The organism is Nocardia sp. NPDC058058 (assembly GCF_042885355.1).
Taxonomy (GTDB): Bacteria; Actinomycetota; Actinomycetes; order Mycobacteriales; family Mycobacteriaceae; genus Nocardia.
In genome coordinates this window covers 1,534,937-1,551,296 of the sequence record NZ_JBHVSA010000002.1, presented here as the reverse complement: position 1 = coordinate 1,551,296, position 16,360 = coordinate 1,534,937, and the positions used below count along the sequence as shown (strand labels likewise).

At 68.4% G+C, this 16,360-nt stretch carries 13 protein-coding genes; 7 read left to right on the top strand and 6 right to left on the bottom strand.

The features are described 5' to 3' along the window. Positions 1-24: 24 nt before the first annotated feature. Together ACFVUS_RS21805 and ACFVUS_RS21800 are read right to left on the bottom strand one after the other, a co-directional pair. On the bottom strand, positions 25-957 hold the full coding sequence (locus ACFVUS_RS21805) for a DNA-3-methyladenine glycosylase family protein (protein ID WP_387768972.1): 933 nt from the start codon (positions 955-957) through the stop codon (positions 25-27). Further along, positions 954-3,773, bottom strand: coding sequence for an FAD-binding and (Fe-S)-binding domain-containing protein (locus tag ACFVUS_RS21800; protein ID WP_387770094.1), 2,820 nt, complete (start codon positions 3,771-3,773; stop codon positions 954-956). The genes ACFVUS_RS21805 and ACFVUS_RS21800 overlap by 4 nt, the downstream gene beginning before the upstream one ends. 213 nt (positions 3,774-3,986) lie before the next feature. Here ACFVUS_RS21800 and ACFVUS_RS21795 point away from each other — a divergent pair, with 213 nt between their 5' ends. The 5 genes from ACFVUS_RS21795 to ACFVUS_RS21775 all read left to right on the top strand — a co-directional run bounded on the left by ACFVUS_RS21795 (position 3,987) and on the right by ACFVUS_RS21775 (position 9,832). Next, complete coding sequence (locus tag ACFVUS_RS21795; protein WP_387768969.1) at positions 3,987-5,867, top strand: ABC transporter ATP-binding protein; 1,881 nt, start codon at positions 3,987-3,989, stop codon at positions 5,865-5,867. Between the two features lie 82 nt (positions 5,868-5,949). Then, a complete protein-coding gene (locus ACFVUS_RS21790; protein WP_387768965.1) occupies positions 5,950-6,939 on the top strand; it encodes a class I SAM-dependent methyltransferase in 990 nt (329 codons plus the stop codon). Between the two features lie 386 nt (positions 6,940-7,325). After that, positions 7,326-7,817 (top strand): hypothetical protein, encoded by a 492-nt coding sequence (locus ACFVUS_RS21785; RefSeq protein ID WP_387768962.1) that lies wholly within the window; start codon positions 7,326-7,328, stop codon positions 7,815-7,817. 80 nt (positions 7,818-7,897) lie between these two features. After that, positions 7,898-8,977: a DNA polymerase IV gene (locus tag ACFVUS_RS21780; RefSeq protein ID WP_387768959.1), complete on the top strand. Its 1,080-nt coding sequence runs from the start codon at positions 7,898-7,900 to the stop codon at positions 8,975-8,977. A gap of 72 nt (positions 8,978-9,049) precedes the next feature. Then, on the top strand, positions 9,050-9,832 hold the full coding sequence (locus tag ACFVUS_RS21775; protein WP_387768956.1) for an enoyl-CoA hydratase/isomerase family protein: 783 nt from the start codon (positions 9,050-9,052) through the stop codon (positions 9,830-9,832). A gap of 33 nt (positions 9,833-9,865) precedes the next feature. On the opposite strand, the gene ACFVUS_RS21770 is transcribed toward ACFVUS_RS21775, so the two are convergent. Beyond that, a complete protein-coding gene (locus ACFVUS_RS21770) occupies positions 9,866-10,684 on the bottom strand; it encodes an alpha/beta fold hydrolase (protein ID WP_387768953.1) in 819 nt (272 codons plus the stop codon). A gap of 165 nt (positions 10,685-10,849) precedes the next feature. On the opposite strand from ACFVUS_RS21770, the gene ACFVUS_RS21765 reads away from it, so the two are divergent. Next, positions 10,850-11,842, top strand: coding sequence for an oxidoreductase (locus ACFVUS_RS21765; protein WP_387768950.1), 993 nt, complete (start codon positions 10,850-10,852; stop codon positions 11,840-11,842). Here ACFVUS_RS21765 and ACFVUS_RS21760 read toward each other — a convergent pair. Then, positions 11,839-12,543, bottom strand: coding sequence for an endonuclease/exonuclease/phosphatase family protein (locus tag ACFVUS_RS21760; RefSeq protein WP_387768947.1), 705 nt, complete (start codon positions 12,541-12,543; stop codon positions 11,839-11,841). The two genes, ACFVUS_RS21765 and ACFVUS_RS21760, sit on opposite strands and share 4 nt — an antisense overlap. A 138-nt stretch (positions 12,544-12,681) precedes the next feature. Beyond that, on the bottom strand, positions 12,682-15,159 hold the full coding sequence (gene lon / locus ACFVUS_RS21755; protein ID WP_387768944.1) for an endopeptidase La: 2,478 nt from the start codon (positions 15,157-15,159) through the stop codon (positions 12,682-12,684). Positions 15,160-15,367: 208 nt separating this feature from the next. Between lon and ACFVUS_RS21750 the strand changes: the two genes are divergently transcribed. Next, positions 15,368-15,832, top strand: a complete 465-nt coding sequence (locus tag ACFVUS_RS21750; protein ID WP_387768941.1) for a hypothetical protein — start codon at positions 15,368-15,370, stop codon at positions 15,830-15,832. A 19-nt stretch (positions 15,833-15,851) separates the two neighbouring features. Here the strand turns inward: ACFVUS_RS21750 and ACFVUS_RS21745 are convergent, their stop codons facing one another. Then, the gene (locus ACFVUS_RS21745) at positions 15,852-16,316 is read right to left on the bottom strand and encodes a MarR family winged helix-turn-helix transcriptional regulator (RefSeq protein WP_387768938.1); all 465 of its coding nucleotides are present in this window, start codon (positions 16,314-16,316) and stop codon (positions 15,852-15,854) included. Positions 16,317-16,360: the final 44 nt, after the last annotated feature.

The following is a 16,360-nucleotide window of genomic DNA, read 5'->3' as shown; positions in this document are numbered from 1 at the left end:
ACGGCCGCGAACAAAGGGGGCGGGTCAGATGCGGCTGTGATCGGTGTACGGGGTGCGCGGACCGAACTTCGGCTTGTGCGCGAAACCCGCCAGGCCGAGCAGCCGAACGGCCCGATACCGGTGCGGCCGTAGCGGTTCCAGGTAATCGATCATCTCGGCATCGTCGATCGGACGGCCCAGCAGCGTCCAACCGACGATCGCGGCGAGATGAAAATCGCCCACCGACAACGCATCCGGATCACCGAAGGCGCGCTGTGCGATCTCCGCCGCCGTCCACACCCCGATACCGGGCACGGTGCGCAACCGACGCTCGGCGTCGGCATGACCCATGGCCGCCGCCTCCTCCAGCTTCCCGGCGATACGGGCCGCCAGCACAATGGTTTTCGAGCGCTGCGGACCCACATTCGCGCGGTGGTAGACCCACGACGGAATATGCCGCCAGGTCTCCGCGTCCGGCATCACCCGCAATCCGTCCGGCGCGGGTCCGGGCGCGGGAGTTCCGTACCGCCACACCAGCTTCCGCCAGGAATCGTGCGCGGTCCTGGTGTGCACCTTCTGCTCCAGCACGCACGGCACCAGCGCCTCGAACACCAGTCCGGTCCGCAACATCCGCAGACCCGGATTGAGCCGATGCGCCTCGGCCACCTTCGGATGCTCGGGCGCGAACCCGCTCAGATCCTCGTCCAGGCACAACATGGTCGGCACTTGCTCGAGAAACTCCTCGGCCCCCGGACCCCACGCCCGAGCCTCCACCGCGCACCGATCAACCTGCCGCAATCGATAGGTCACCACCCCGGACGCCATCCGCGAGGCATGCCAGTGCGAACCGTCCGGCGTCTCCCGATGACAGGGATCGCCGAACCCGTGGCGCAGCGGCGAGACGGTCGCCGCGAGATCGATGGGACGCTCCGACCGCACCGTGCGCGTCAATGCGAGGGCGATCGGCGCGGTGGTCACCGGGACATTCTGCCAGTGCCCGAATCCTCGATCAGGAATTGGGCGAGATGCCGGGCGGACCTGCCCGCCAGCTGGGCGGCCTGGGTGCGGCAGGAGAAACCGTCGGCGAGGAAGACCGCATCGGCGGGTGCGTCGCGCAGGGCGGGGAGCAGGCCGTTCTCGGCTACGGCGATCGAGACGTCGTAGTGGCCGCGTTGCATGCCGAAGTTTCCGGCGAGACCGCAGCAGCCCGCGATCTCGCGCACGGTCGCGCCGGTGCGCTCCAGGATGCGGCGGTCCGCCGCGAAACCCGAGACCGCGTGCTCGTGGCAGTGCGGTTGCACGACCACCGTCCGACCGGAGCGATCCGGGGGCGTCCAGTCCGGCTGCGCCTCGAGAAATTCCGCGAGGGTGCGCACGGCCGCCGCGACCGGGGCCGCGCGCGGATCGTCGGGCAGCAGACGGGGGAGATCCTCGCGCAGGGCGGCGGAGCAGGACGGCTCCAGGCCGATCACCAGACCACCGGCGCGCACATGCTCGTGGAGCGCGTTCACTGTGGCGCGCAGGCGCTTTCGCGCGCCATCCAACTGACCGGTGCTGATCCAGGTCAGCCCGCAGCACACCCGCTGATCGGCGACAGCGACCCGATAGCCCAGCGATTCGATCAGTTCGGCAGCCGCCCAAGCGATCTCGGGGTCGAATGCGTCTGTGAAAGTGTCCACCCACAGCAGCACCCCGGGCACAGTGCCACTATTCCGGGCCTGGGTTGCGGCCGCCGGCTCGGTACGGTCGCGAGCATCCCAGCCGCGGCGGAAACTCACGCGTGCCAGTTCCGGCACCGGGCGGCGGGAATCGATTCCCGCGGCGCGCAACCCGATTCGGCGTAGCAGCGGGTTCCCGGACAGCGCGTTGGCCAGGCGGGGGAGGCGGGTGGCGGCGGATAGCCATTGCGGGAGGCGGCCGAGGGCGTAGTGGTCCCGGGGGCGGAGGCGGCCCCGGTAGCGGCGGTGCAGGGTTTCGGATTTGTAGGTGGCCATATCGACTCCGGCGGGGCAGTCGGAGTGACATGCCTTGCAGGACAGGCAGAGATCGAGGGATTCGGCTACCGCGTCGGAGCGCCAGTCGAGCGCGCCGCGCACCACCTCTTGCAGGACGCGGGCACGCGCTCGGGTGCTGTCCTTCTCATCGGCGGTGGCCAGGTAGGACGGGCACATGAAGCCGCCGGAGGCGCGGGTGTCGGCGCGGCATTTGCCGACGCCGACGCAGCGGTGCACGGCGGTCGCGAGGTCGCCGTCGGCGGGGAAGGCGAAGCCGCCCGCGGCGGGAGTCGGCAGCAGACCCGCCACCCGCAGATCGGCGTCGATATTCCTGGGGCGCACCAGCACACCGGGATTGAGGACATCGTCCGGGTCGAATAGCGCTTTGAACTCCGCGAACGCGGTAAGCGCGGCGGGGGAGTACATGTGGCGCAACAGTTCCGAGCGGGCGCGGCCGTCGCCGTGCTCGCCGGAGAGGGAGCCGCCGAACGACACCACCTGCCGGGCGGCCGCTTCCAGGAAGGCCCGGAAGCGTTGCGGGGCATCGGCTATCGGAAGATCCAGGCGGACGTGGATGCAGCCGTCGCCGATATGGCCGTAGAGGAGTCCGTCCACCCGGTGCTCGCTCATGAGCTTCTCGAATTCGCGCAGGTAGTCGCCGAGCCGTTCGGGCGGAACCGCCGCGTCCTCCCAGCCCGGCCAGGCCGGATTACCCTCCGGGGTGCGGCCGGACAGGCCCGCACCGTCGGCGCGAATAGCCCACAGCGCCTTGGCTTCCCGGCCGTCGAGCACCAGGCGGGAATCCACGGCCCCGGTGGATCGACACAGCAGTTCGGCGGTTTCCCGCGCCTGCTCCGGCGTCTCACCCTCGATTTCGACGAACAGCCAGCCACCGCCGCGCGGCAGGGCGGGCACGCCACCGCGATATTTGCGAACCACGTCGACCAGGCGCGCGTCCATACCCTCGACGGCGACCGGCCGCAGTGCCATGACCGATGCGACATCGTCCGCGGCCGTTGGCATATCGGGGTATCCGAGGACCACCAGCACGGTCGCGGCCGGGACGGGCACCAGTTCGACGGTCGCATCCAGCAGCAGACCGCAGGTGCCCTCGGTGCCGACGAACGCCTTCGCGATCGACGAACCCCGTTCCGGCAGTAGATGTTCCAGCGCGTAACCCGACGCCTGGCGCTCGAATCTGCCCACCTCGGTGCGCAGCACGGCCAGGTTCGCCAGCGTGAACTCGTTCAGCCCCGGCACCGCCGACAGGTCGCTGCCCAGCCGCCGCTCGGTACCCGAACCGTCGAGAATTCGCAGTTCACGCACGGTATCCGAGGTTCGCCCCCAGGCCACCGCGTGCGGCCCGCAGGCATTGTTGCCGATCATCCCGCCCAGCGTGCAGCGGTTCTGCGTCGAAGGATCCGGTCCGAATCGCAGCCCGTGCGGGGCGGCCGCGCGCTGCAATTCCGCGAGCACCACCCCGGGCCGCACCCGCGCCCACCGTTCCTGCGCGTTCAGTTCGAGGATCGCGTTCATATGGCGGCTGAAATCCAGCACGATGCCCGCGCCGATGGCATTCCCGGCCACCGAGGTCCCCCCGCCCCGAGCCGTAACCCCGAGCCCTTCCGCCCGCGCGAACTCCAGCACCGCGCGCACATCCGAATCGCCGTGCGGAAACACCACCGCCGCGGGCAGCACCCGATAGTTGGACGCGTCGGACGAGTACTCCGCCCGCCGCCGCTCGGACCACTCGACCTCGCCGCCGACCCGCCCGCGCAACTCCCGCATCGCCGCTTCCATCCGCACCCCGCCAGCCTATGAGCCCGGGCCCGCGATGGGACGCACGCGCACCCACCAGGCCTGGATGGCCGGGGAGACGAGACGGCGCCGTCCCGCTGCCGATGTTCGCCGTCAGCGAATCTCTGCTGGTAACGGCTTGTCCTCAACCTTTGTTGAGGTCCTACTGTCGGTGGTCTGAGGTTCGATGAACTTCAGACGGTGAGGAGTGCGGTTATGACCATGGAATCCATCGCTTGGAGTCAGCTCTATCGGCAGGCGAACGCGCCTACCGCGCAGCGGCCGCTGCGGGCCGGGACCGCGCGGCGGATCCTGGTGTTCGCCCGGGCGCATCATCGGCGGCTGGCGGCGTTCCTGGCTTTCAGCATTGTCTCGGCGCTGCTCGCGGTGGCGACGCCGGTACTGGCCGGGCGGGTCGTGGACGACATCGTCAAGGGGTCCGCGCCCCGGACGGTGCTGATTCTCGCGGGCGTCATCGCGCTGGTCGCGGTGCTGGATGCCGCGCTCGGCGTGGTCATTCGCTGGCTGTCCTCCCGAATCGGGGAGGGACTCATCTTCGATCTGCGCACCGCGGTCTTCGATCACGTGCAGAAGATGCCGGTCGCGTTCTTCACCCGCACCCGCACCGGGGCGCTGGTGAGCCGGCTCAACAACGATGTGATCGGCGCGCAGCGCGCGTTCAGTTCCACGCTGTCCGGTGTCGTCACCAATGTGGTCACGCTCGCGCTGACCTTGGCGGTCATGCTCCGACTGTCCTGGCAGATCACCCTTCTCGCGCTGGTGCTGCTCCCGGTGTTCGTGCTGCCCGCCCGCCGCATGGGCGAGAAGATCGCCGGAATCCAGCGCGAGGCCGCCGGACTGAACGCGTCCATGAGCACCCAGATGACCGAACGGTTCTCGGCTCCGGGCGCGACGCTGGTCAAACTGTTCGGCCGCCCGCAGCAGGAATCCTCCGAATTCGCGGTGCGCGCCGGGCGCGTGCGCGATATCGGGGTGCGCACCGCCATGCTGCAGACCGTGTTCGTCACCGCGCTGACATTGGTGTCGGCGCTCGCATTGGCGCTGGTGTACGGGCTCGGCGGCTACTACGCGCTGAAGGGGCAGCTGGAACCCGGTGCGGTGGTGGCGCTTTCGCTGCTGCTGACCCGGCTGTACTCACCGCTCACCGCGCTGGCCAGCGCGCGGGTCGACATCATGTCGGCACTGGTGAGCTTCGAGCGGGTCTTCGAGATCCTGGATCTGAAACCGCTCATCGAGGACGCCCCCGATGCCCGCGCGGTGCCGGAGGGTCCGATCGCGGTCGAGCTGGATCGGGTGACATTCGGTTACCCCTCCGCCGACAAGGTGTCCCTCGCCTCCCTGGAGGATGTGGCGACGCTCGACACCCGCGGCGGCGAGGAAGTGCTGCACGAGATCAGCCTGCGCGCCGAACCCGGGCAGATGGTGGCCCTGGTCGGCTCCTCCGGAGCGGGCAAATCGACCATCGCGCAATTGGTTTCGCGACTGTACGACGTGGATTCCGGCGCGGTCCGGCTGGGCGGCGCGGATGTGCGCGAGCTGACCGGACGGTCCATCCAGGACACCGTCGGCCTGGTCACCCAGGACGGGCACCTGTTCCACGACACCATTCGCGGCAACCTGCTGCTGGCCCGGCCCGAGGCCACCGAGGACGAACTCTGGAACGCGCTGCGGCGGGCCAGGCTCGGCGAGCTCATCGAATCCATGCCCGACGGCCTGGACACCGTGGTCGGCGAGCGCGGCTACCGGCTCTCCGGTGGTGAACGGCAGCGGCTCACCATTGCCCGGCTGCTGCTCAAGCAACCGCGCGTGGTGATCCTGGACGAGGCCACCGCCTCGCTGGATTCCACCTCCGAGGCGGCGGTGCAGGAGGCATTGGCCGAGGCGCTGGACGGCCGCACCGCGCTGGTCATCGCGCATCGGCTCTCCACCATCCGCAATGCCGATCAGATCCTGGTGCTCGAACACGGCCGCATCGTCGAGCGCGGCAGCCACACCCAACTGCTGGCCGCGAACGGGCGCTACACCGAGCTCTACCGCACGCAGTTCGCCGACGACGGTGCACCCGCCGCGGCCTGATCGCGGTGTGCCGGTCCGGCAACTGTTTGCCGGACCGGCAAACAAAGTTGGCAATTCGGGGAAATTCGATACGGTCGTAGGAATGGGAGCACACACGCACGGGCACTCGCATTCACCCGATATCGCCGCACCTGAGGAAGAAAACGCCGCGCACGGGAACGGGCACGGTGGCGGCCACGGGCACGGCCATCATCACGGCCACACCTATGACGGGATCGACTGGACCGAGCAGATCGGCAATCTGCGGCGTGAGGACCTGATCACCGCCGATGCGCAGGCGCGGATCGCGGAACGGCTCATCGGCCTGCCGACCGGATCCGACGGGCAGCCCGTGATCGTGGATATCGGGGCCGGTGCGGGCGGACAGAGCGCCGCGTTCGCGGTGGCGCTGGCCGCGCGCGGTGGCGGGCGACTGATCATCGCCGACGCCGTACCCGAATTGCTGACCGCGGCCCGCGAGCACACCGAGCAGGCGCTCGCGGGCGACGATCGGGTCACCATCGAAACGGTCGTGGTGGATGCCGCCGCCGACAGTGTGCTCGACACGGTCGCGCAGGCCGATATCGTGTGGGCCTCGCGCATGGTGCACCACCTGCCCGATCAGCAGGCGGGCACCGATCGACTCGCCAAACTGGTGCGCGCCGGCGGCTGGCTGGCACTGTCCGAAGGCGGGCTCAGCACCCGAAACCTGCCCTGGGACATCGGAATCGGCGCACCCGGACTACAGGACCGCCTGCTCGCCGCCCGCGATGCGGCCTTCGTCCGCATGCGCGCCGAGATCACCGGCACCGTCCCCATGCCCTACGGCTGGACCACCGCGCTCACCCGCGCGGGCCTGACCGAGGTCACCTCGTTCAGCGTCCTCACCGACCACCCCACCGCCACCCCCGAGGTCCGCGCGTCGGTCGCCGCCTGGCTGGAATCGCTGCGAAATCACGTGAGCGATGCCATCACCGCCGAGGACCTCGCCGCCCTGGATGCCCTGCTGGACCGGGACGCCGACAGCTATGTCGGCAATCGCGACGATCTCTTCGTGCTCGGCGCCGGCACCATTCATCTCGGCCGGCGCTGATCCTCCTCGGTGGCAACCGGATATCGCGGATGATCCGACCACCCGCGATATCCGGTGGCCGCGCGCGGCCCGCGCGACGGCATCGACATTCGCGATCCTGATCACTAATAGTTTTGTGCTGCAAAGTATTTCGACCTACCCGGCGGTAGTCGTGCGCCTTTCCGGGTGGTTGCCCCCGTGCGACGGGGAACGGATTCATAGCGAATCGGTGCTACGACGTTTGCAAGATCAGTTGAGAATGCATCCTCGATGGTATCGGCGCGAGTCCCTCCTGTGACCGTTCCGTTAAGGTACGGCCGGTCTCAAATGCCCTGCTGTACGGCATAATTCGGGTTCCCTGGCACAGCAGTCGGACGCTTGTTTCACATGCCGGGGGAGGAGTTTCGGTGAGCCGTACCACGGAGCAGCGGCGGGTGCCCGCCTTCGGTTTCGATGATTTGCAGCGTTTCGCTGCCGCCGCGCGGAGAAGCGGTGAGCAGGCCCGAACGCCGATCCCGGCGACCCCGCCGCTGGAATTGCGCGTGACCGGTGAATCCCGGCGCACCGAAGAACAGTGGACGGTGCCGGAAAAGCTGGTCGCGGAATGCACTTCGGGCAAGGTCGTCGTGGATTTCACCCAGGCCTACTGCTCCCGGCGCGAAATCGATATGCGGGTCATCGCGGGCTCCGGCACCATCATCGTGATCGTGCCGCGCGGCTGGCGGGTCGACCTCGAAGCCGTGGAATTCGGTACCGGGGGACATGTGTCGAATCGGGTGACGCTGCCGCGTTTCCCGGGAGCGCCGCTGATCCGCATCGAGGGCCGGGTGGAGACCGGGGTGCTCAAGGCGCGGTACGCGTACCGCTCGCCGAAGGCCTGGCTGCGCGGGGACCGCTGACCGCTGATTGATCCCGCCGAATGCCGCGCGGGTGCGCCGGTATCCCGGCATTTCGACAGACCATGCGGTATGACGGAAGGGTGACGCGCTGGCTGCTGCACGTCGACCTCGACCAATTCCAGGCCGCGGTCGAATTCCGGCGGCATCCCGAGCTGCGCGGTCAACCCGTCATCGTCGGCGGCAACGGGGATCCGAAGGAGCCGCGCAAGGTGGTGTCCTGCGCGTCCTATCCGGCGCGGGCGCACGGGGTGCGCGCGGGCATGCCACTGCGATCGGCGCTGAAGCTCTGCCCCGACGGGGTGTTCCTGGCGCAGGATCTCGCCACCTACGCGGAGGCGTCCGAGGAGATCATGGCGCTGCTGCGCACCTTTCCCGGACGGGTGGAGGTGCTCGGGTTCGACGAGGCCTTCCTGGCGGTCGACACCGATGACCCGGACGAGATCGCCCGCGATATCCGTTCCGCCATCGCGGAATTGGGGCTGACCTGCGCGGTCGGCATCGGCGACAACAAACTTCGCGCGAAGCTGGCCACCGGATTCGCCAAAGCCGTTGGAAAATCGGGAGATTCGGATACCGGGCAGTCGGATGGCACGCAGTCCACCGGAACCGGTATCTTCCGGCTCACCGCCGACAACTGGACCGAACTGATGGCGCATCGGCCCACCACCGCGCTCTGGGGTGTCGGCGCGCGCATCGCGAAACGCATGAGCGCCTTGGGAATCGAGACCATCGCCGATCTCGCCGCCTCCGATCGCGAGGTGCTCGCCAAGGAGTTCGGCCCCAATACCGGCCCATACCTGTGGGTGCTCGGGCATGGGGCGGGCGATACCGATATCTCCGAACCCCGTGAGCCGGTGGGCCATTCCCGCTCGGAGACCTTCCCCGCGGATCTCACCGAACACGCCGAACTCGATGCCGCCATCACCCGGCTGGCCACCCAGGTCGCGGAGGAGACCCTCGCGGGCGGCCGCAGCGTGGGCCGGGTCGGCGTCACCGTGCGCACCAAGACCTTCTTCACCCGCACCAAACAGAAGAAGCTGCCGCGACCCACCACCGATGTCGACGAAATCGTCCGGACCGCGCTGCTGATCCTGCACACCTTCGAACTGGATCGCCCCATCCGGCTGCTCGGCGTGCGCGTCGAATTCGGGAGGGAATGACCGAGCCGCGAGCGGGCACACCGCGTTTGTCATGCTGGGATCAGGCATACCGACGGAAGGCACCACCGGACAATGAGCAACTACCAGAACATCGGCTTCGTGACGGACGGCCCGATCGCCCGCATCACGCTGAACCGGCCCAGCGCCGCCAACGGCATCGACCAGGCGCTCGCCGACGAACTGGCAGCCGCCGCGACCTACTGCTCCGAGGATCCGGCCGTGAAGGTCGTGGTGCTGACCGGTGCGGGCAAGTTCTTCTCCGCGGGCGGCGATCTGCGCGCCATGAGCGAGAGCCCGGACACCGGCGAGTTCATCGCCAAGCTCGCCGATACCCTGCACCAGGCCGTTTCCGCGCTGGCGCGAATGGACGCGCTGCTCATCGTCGCGGTGAACGGCACCGCGGCGGGGGCGGGCTTCAGCCTCGCGGTCGCCGGTGATCTGGTGGTGGCGGGCGAATCCGCGTCGTTCACCATGGCGTACACCAAGGTCGGGCTGAGCCCGGACGGCGGCGCGTCCTACTACCTGCCGCGCCTGATCGGCGTGCGTCGCACCCAGGACCTCATGCTCACCAACCGGGTGCTGCGCGCGGCCGAGGCGCTGGACTGGGGCCTGGTGCACCAGGTGGTGCCGGACGCCGAGCTGACCGACACCGTCGAGGCGCTGGCGCAGCAGTTCGCGCAGGGGCCCAAGGGTTCCAACGCGAATGTGAAGAAGCTGCTGCTGGTTTCGTCGCAGCACACCCTGGAGGAGCAGCTGGCCACCGAGGCCTCCTTCATCACCCACGCCGCGGAATCCGCCGACGGCGCCGAGGGCATCGACGCGTTCCTCGGCAAGCGGGCGCCCAAATTCGCCTGAGCCACACCGTGATTCGCCGAGGAACGCGGAGATTCAGCGCTTCAGGAATTCCAGGATTTCCGCGTTCACCTCGGCGGCATGGGTGATGTACAGCCCGTGCCCGGCGTCCCAGTACTCCTTCAGCACCGCGTGCGGGGCGAGCTTTACCGCCTGATGGCTGCTGATCTCGATCGGAATCGACTGATCGGCCAGGCCGTGCAGCAGCAGGAACGGCACCGTCACCGCCGCCACATCCGGGCGGTGATCGGAGTGGAACAGGTCCCGCTGCACCGCGATCGAGGCGTACGGCGACGCCGACAGGCAGCGCTGAATCTCCATATCGATGATCGCCTGTGAGGTGCCGCGGCGCAGATGCGTCGCGAAATAGCCCTGCGCGCGCTCGGCGAACCACTGCGGACGGTCCGTCTTCATCTGCGCGATCGAGCTTTCCAGCGCTTCCCGGGGTGCGCCGACCGGGTTGTCCTCGGTCTGGCACATGAACGGGATGGCCGGGGCCAGCAGCGCGATGCGGTTCACCCGGTCCTGACCGTGCCGGGCCAGGTAGCGCACCACCTCCGCGCCGCCCGCCGAATGCGCGATCATGGTGAAATCGTTCAGATCCAGGTGCGCGATCAGGGCGGCGATATCGTCGGCGCGGGTGTTCACGTCGTATCCGGCGGCCGGGCGATCGGAACGGCCGTGGCCGCGCCGGTCCAGCAGGATGCAGCGGTAACCGCGCTCCACGAAGTAGTGCAGCTGGTATTCCCACATATCCGCGTGCAGCGACCAGCCCGCGATGAAGACGAGCGGTGCGCCGGTGCCGTACTCCTCGTAGGCGAGGGTGGTGCCGTCGGTGGTCTGGAAGTAAGGCATATCGGCTGCGCTCCTTGGTCTTTCGCGGTGCGGGGGGAGTGTCTCCCGCTGTGCTGAGAACAAGGTTGCCGCAGCGCGGGAACGAAAGCGATTACGCGCGAGGTAAAGTCACCGCTTCCCCGGGAACACCGCCCTGACCAGCGGCGCGAGCCCTATGCTCGGTGCATGGAGTTCCAGGCGATGGTGGCACGCAAGACGGACAGCGGGATCGCACTCGCGCGCGAGACGGTCGGCGACGACTTCCTCGGCCCGGGCGAGGTGACGATCAAGGTGCACTTCACGAGCGCCAACTACAAGGACGGTCTGGCCATCACGCCCGGCGGCGGTGTGGTGCGCGAGTACCCGATCATCCCCGGCATCGACCTCACCGGCGAGGTATTCGCCTCGGACAACCCGGAATTCGCGCCCGGCGATCTGGTCGTCGCGCACGGCTACGATATCGGCGTCGCGCATAACGGCGGCTTCGCCGAATACGCCCGCGTTCCCGCCGACTGGGTGGTGAAACTGGACGGCCTCACCCCGCGCGAAGCCGCCACCCTGGGCACCGCCGGCTTCACCGCGGCCATGAGCGTGCAGGCGCTGCTGGACAATCGCATCACGCCCGAATCGGGTCCGGTGCTGGTCACCGGCGCGACCGGCGGCGTCGGCAGTGTCGCCGTGGATATCCTCGCGGGCTTGGGCTTCGAGGTGATCGCCTCCACCGGAAAGCTCGGCGCGAGTGAACTTCTCACCGCGCTCGGCGCGTCCAGCGTGATCGGCCGCCTGCCCGGCGAGGGCGAGAAGCTGCGCCCGCTCGGCAAGGCGCAATGGGCCGCGGCGGTGGACAGCGTCGGCGGCACCTCGCTCGCGCATATCCTGTCCACCGTCAAATACGGTGGCGCGGTGGCGGTTTCCGGCCTCACCGGCGGCACCGACCTGCCCACCACCGTGATGCCGTTCATCCTGCGCGGCGTCTCCCTGCTCGGCGTCGACTCCGCGCACTTCCCGATCAAGTCCCGGCGCGAACTGTGGGCGCGGCTGGCCAAAGACCTGAAGCCCCAGCATCTTTCGCTGCTGGAGAACTACGCCTCGATCACCGAGGCCGAAGCCGTGCTGCACTCGATTCTGGAGGGCAACCACTCCGGCCGCACCGTGCTCGCGGTGGCGGGGGAGTTCTAGCCGACCGTCGCCCGGACGAGATTGTGGTCGGACACCCCGGCCACATCCTCGACCGCCGTTGCGCGCGCGGCGATTCCGCGCGTCACCACGTGGTCGATGAACTGGGACTTCTCCGCTCCCGAGGTGCGCGGACGGGTCGCGATGGCATCGGCGGGCAGCGCGGCGACGGTGTAGTTCGCACCCAGTGCCGCACCGACTTCCGCCGCGGGCGCGTTGAAGTCGCCGAGCAACACCACCGGTCCGCCCGCGGTCAACTCCGCCAGCCGCGCGAATTGCCCACCGCGCCGATCATCGCCGGTCACATGCGTGGCGACCACGAGCACCTCGTCCAGCAGCACGGCGACATAGCCCTTGCCCGGATCGCTGGTGAAGGCTCCGGCGGCGAAATCCCGCGCGGTCCCGTTCACGATCAGTACCAGGAATTCGGCGCGCTCCTCGAGCACCGAGGGCACCCGGCGCGGCCGCGGCACCCGGGGATACCGCAGCACATGGAATGCGCGGTCCGGCAACGCTTCCCGCAGACTCGCGAGCTGATCACCGCTCACCTCCTGTAGCGCGATGACCTGCTCGGATCTCCCCGCCACCACCGCGGTGACGCCCTCGATCCGCACCTTCTCCTCCGGCCAGCGCCCGGAAAACGAGCTGTCCCAGTTGTCGGCGTGCACCCGATGCAGGACATTCCACGTGGCAACAGTGATCACGCAGCACACGTTACGAGACACAAACGGACCGCGCGGGATTCACGTTTCATGTGAAACACGCGCGGTCTCGGTAGTTGACATGGGAGAGGCCGTGCATGTGGGACGCATGCACGGCCTCTCATGAGGAGCGCTCGCGGGTTAGGCGGTGGCGCTCAGGGGGCGGCCTTCCAGGGCCGGTTCGATGACCGGTTCGATGGCGTAGGCCAGGATTTCGGCCACGTCGGCGACGGGGCGGACATCCAGGGCGGCCAGCACCTCGGCGGGGACTTCGTCGAGGTCGGGCTCGTTGCGGGCGGGGATGAAGACGGTCTTCAGGCCCGCGCGCTGGGCGGCGAGCAGCTTCTGCTTGACGCCGCCGATGGGCAGGACGCGGCCGTTGAGGGTGACCTCACCGGTCATGCCCACATCCGCTCGGACCTGACGGTCCAGGGCCAGCGACACCAGGGCGGTGACCATGGTGACGCCCGCCGACGGGCCGTCCTTGGGGACCGCGCCTGCCGGGAAGTGGATGTGGATATTGCGGTCGAGGACCTTCGGCTCGATGCCGATCTCCTCCAGGTGCGAGCGCACGTAGGTGAGGGCGATCTGCGCCGACTCCTTCATGACGTCACCCAGCTGACCGGTAAGGGTGAGCGAGCGCTCGCCCTCGGCGGCATTGGCCTCGATGTACAGGACATCGCCACCCGCACCGGTCACGGCCAAACCCGTCGCCACACCGGGGACCGCGGTGCGTTCCACCCCGTCCGGGGTGAAGCGCGGACGGCCCAGGTAGTCCTTCAGGTCGCCGAGACCGATCACCAGCTGATCGGCCGCGCCGTCGTATCCCAGCTCCTTCGCGTAGCCGAGCTCGGTGGATTCGCCTGCGGCCGAACCGTTCCGGCCGGCCGCCGGGGCGTCCGGCACGAACTCTCCTGCGCTGACGATGCTTTCGACATCGGTGAGATCCGCCGATTCGGACAGCTTGGTCGCCGCCTTGCGCAGCGCCTTGGCGATCAGGCGCTCCATCTGGCGGACACCGGCCTCCCGGGTGTAGTTGGCCGCGACCTCACGCAGCGCCTCATCGGTGATCTGCACCTCGGCGCTGGTCAGCGCGTTGCGCTCCAGCTGACGCGGGATCAGGAAGTCACGGGCGATGGCGACCTTGTCGTCCTCGGTGTAGCCGTCGACGGTGATCAGTTCCATCCGGTCCAGCAGCGGGCCGGGGATGGTGTCCATGACATTCGCGGTCGCGATGAACAGCACATCCGACAGGTCCAGATCCAGGTCCAGGTAGTGATCGCGGAAGGTGTGGTTCTGCGCGGGGTCCAGCACCTCGAGCAGCGCCGCCGCCGGATCACCGCGGAAATCGGAGCCGACCTTGTCGATCTCGTCCAGCAGGACAACGGGATTCATCGAACCCGCCTCCTTCATGGCGCGCACGATGCGACCGGGCAGCGCCCCGACGTAGGTGCGCCGGTGACCACGGATCTCGGCCTCGTCGCGCACGCCGCCGAGAGCGACGCGAACGAACTTGCGGCCCAGGGCACGTGCCACGGACTCACCCAGCGAGGTCTTACCCACACCGGGCGGGCCGACCAGCACCAGCACCGCGCCGGAACCGCGACCGCCGACGACCTCCAGGCCGCGGGCGGCACGACGGGCGCGCACCGCCAGGTACTCGACCATGCGGTCCTTCACCTCGTCCAGGCCGTGGTGATCGGCGTCCAGCACCGCGCGGGCAGCCGAAACATCGGTGCTGTCCTCGGTTTTCACGCTGAACGGCAGTTCCAGGACGGTATCGAGCCAGGTCCGGATCCAGCCGGATTCCGGGCTCTGATCGCTGGAACGCTCCAGGCGGTCCACCTCGCGCAGCGCGGCCTCGCGGATATTGTCCGGGAGATCGGCGGTCTCGACGCGGGTCCGGTAGTCATCGGCACCGTCGGGCTCACCCTCGCCCAGCTCCTTGCGAATCGCGTTGAGCTGCTGGCGCAGCAGGAATTCGCGCTGCGACTTCTCGACGCCCTCGCGGACTTCTTCGCTGATCTTCTCGTTGACCTCGGTTTCCGCGATGTGCTGTTTGGTCCACTCGATCAGCTTGGTCAAACGGGTTGCGGTGTCCAGGGTTTCGAGCAGCTCGCGCTTCTCGTCATGGCTCAGGTACGGGGCCCAGCCCGCCGCGTCGGCGATGGCCGACGGATCGGTCAGCTGGTTCACCGCGTCGATGATCTGCCACGCCTCACGACGTTGCAGCACCGCCACGACCAGCTTCTTGTATTCGGCGGCAAGCTCTTTGGTGCGGCCGTCGGGCTCGGGCACCTCGACCGGTTCGGCCTCGACCCAGAGCGCCGCGCCGGGTCCGGTCACGCCGTGCCCGATCTTCGCGCGCCCCTCGGCCTTCAATACCGCCGCCGGTGCGCCGCCGCGCATGCGGCCGACCTGCTCGATGGTGGCGACCACGCCGTAGCTGGCGTAGCCCTCGTCCAGGCGAGGCGCGACCAACACCTGGTTGACCTTGCCCGCGCGGGCGGCATCGATGGCGGCTTGGGCGGACTCATCGAGCTCGATCGGGACGATCATGCCCGGGAGCACGATCGGATCGGTCAGGAATAGCACCGGCAAGTTCTGAGGGTTGGTCACTTCTCTACCTCTTCCAAGATTGAGCGTCTCCTACTCAACTCAGGTTGAGCGTTACCCAGTCAACTCCGACCCCCGCCGAGTAATTCCGCGACCTTGTTCGCCCCGGGCGAACGCCGGGTTCACCCCGGTCGGAATATAGATTCCATGTACATAGTTTCCATGTACAGTAAATGATCGGACAGCTTACTCGTCGATATAGGGAGTCACCATGACCACCGCACCCACACTCACCGGACAGGACATCGCCGAGGCGGAAGGGGCGGTCACCGCCCTGCTCGAGGCGACGCTGATCGCACAGGGATTCAGCACGACCAGCAATGAATACGCGGTGCTGCGGGCGCTCGCCGTGCGCGGGCCGATCGCCGAACCGGGGGAATTCCACCGCTACCTGGCCGGGCAGCGGCAGCTCGGGGTCGATGCGGCGGGGGCGGCCGAACTGCTCGCCGGAATGGAGAAGAAGGGGTTCGTCAGCGGGTCCGCGGTCGACGGACCCGGACCGGTGGAACTGGCCACCGCCGGTTCCGCCGAGTTGAAGACCCTGATGCAGACCATCGCGCCGTTGACGCGGCCGATCTTCGGCGGATCCGATCCCGAGGAGCTGGCCATCGCGCATCGGGTGCTGGCCTCGGTCATCGAGCGCGCGAAGAAGTTGCGCGCGGGCGAGGCGCTGTGAAAACGCTTTAGCGACAGTACTATTCGGCACTCTCGGGCGCATCGAGGAGTTCGCGCAGCATGGCCGCCAGCTCCGCGGTGCGCTCGCTGTCGTTGCCGCCCAGGGGCGCGGTCAGCCGGTCGCGCATGCCGTGCACGAGTTCTATTGTGCGCCGGGCGGTTTCAGCACCCTGGGCGGTCAGCGAAAGTTCGACCGCGCGCGGGTCCGCGGCACTGGTCGCGCGGGTGACCAGCCCCTGCCGTTCCAGTGCGCGCACCAATTTGGAGATGTAGACGGCGTCGAGACCGGTCAGATCCGCCAGTCGCCGCTGACTCGGACGCGTTCCATCGCTGGTTAGACCGTAGAGCGGGGCGAGCACCGAATACTGCGCCTGGGTGAGACCGTGCGGCGCGAGGGCTCGATCGAGGGTGGCGCGCCAGCGGGTGGACAGCCGCCAGACCAGGTATCCGACGTTCGCGTTCACATCACTCTCGGTATCCGCCACGCGGGACAGTTTATATGGCAACTATCCGCCGGAGACTCGCCGGG

Bases quoted from the DNA above. Each gene is read 5' to 3' on its own strand.
- ACFVUS_RS21770 (WP_387768953.1), bottom strand. From the start codon at position 10,684: ATGCCTTACTTCCAGACCACCGACGGCACCACCCTCGCCTACGAGGAG.
- ACFVUS_RS21790 (WP_387768965.1), top strand. From the start codon at position 5,950: ATGGGAGCACACACGCACGGGCACTCGCATTCACCCGATATCGCCGCA.
- ACFVUS_RS21795 (WP_387768969.1), top strand. From the start codon at position 3,987: ATGACCATGGAATCCATCGCTTGGAGTCAGCTCTATCGGCAGGCGAAC.
- ACFVUS_RS21800 (WP_387770094.1), bottom strand. From the start codon at position 3,773: ATGGAAGCGGCGATGCGGGAGTTGCGCGGGCGGGTCGGCGGCGAGGTC.
- ACFVUS_RS21765 (WP_387768950.1), top strand. From the start codon at position 10,850: ATGGAGTTCCAGGCGATGGTGGCACGCAAGACGGACAGCGGGATCGCA.
- ACFVUS_RS21750 (WP_387768941.1), top strand. From the start codon at position 15,368: ATGACCACCGCACCCACACTCACCGGACAGGACATCGCCGAGGCGGAA.
- ACFVUS_RS21775 (WP_387768956.1), top strand. From the start codon at position 9,050: ATGAGCAACTACCAGAACATCGGCTTCGTGACGGACGGCCCGATCGCC.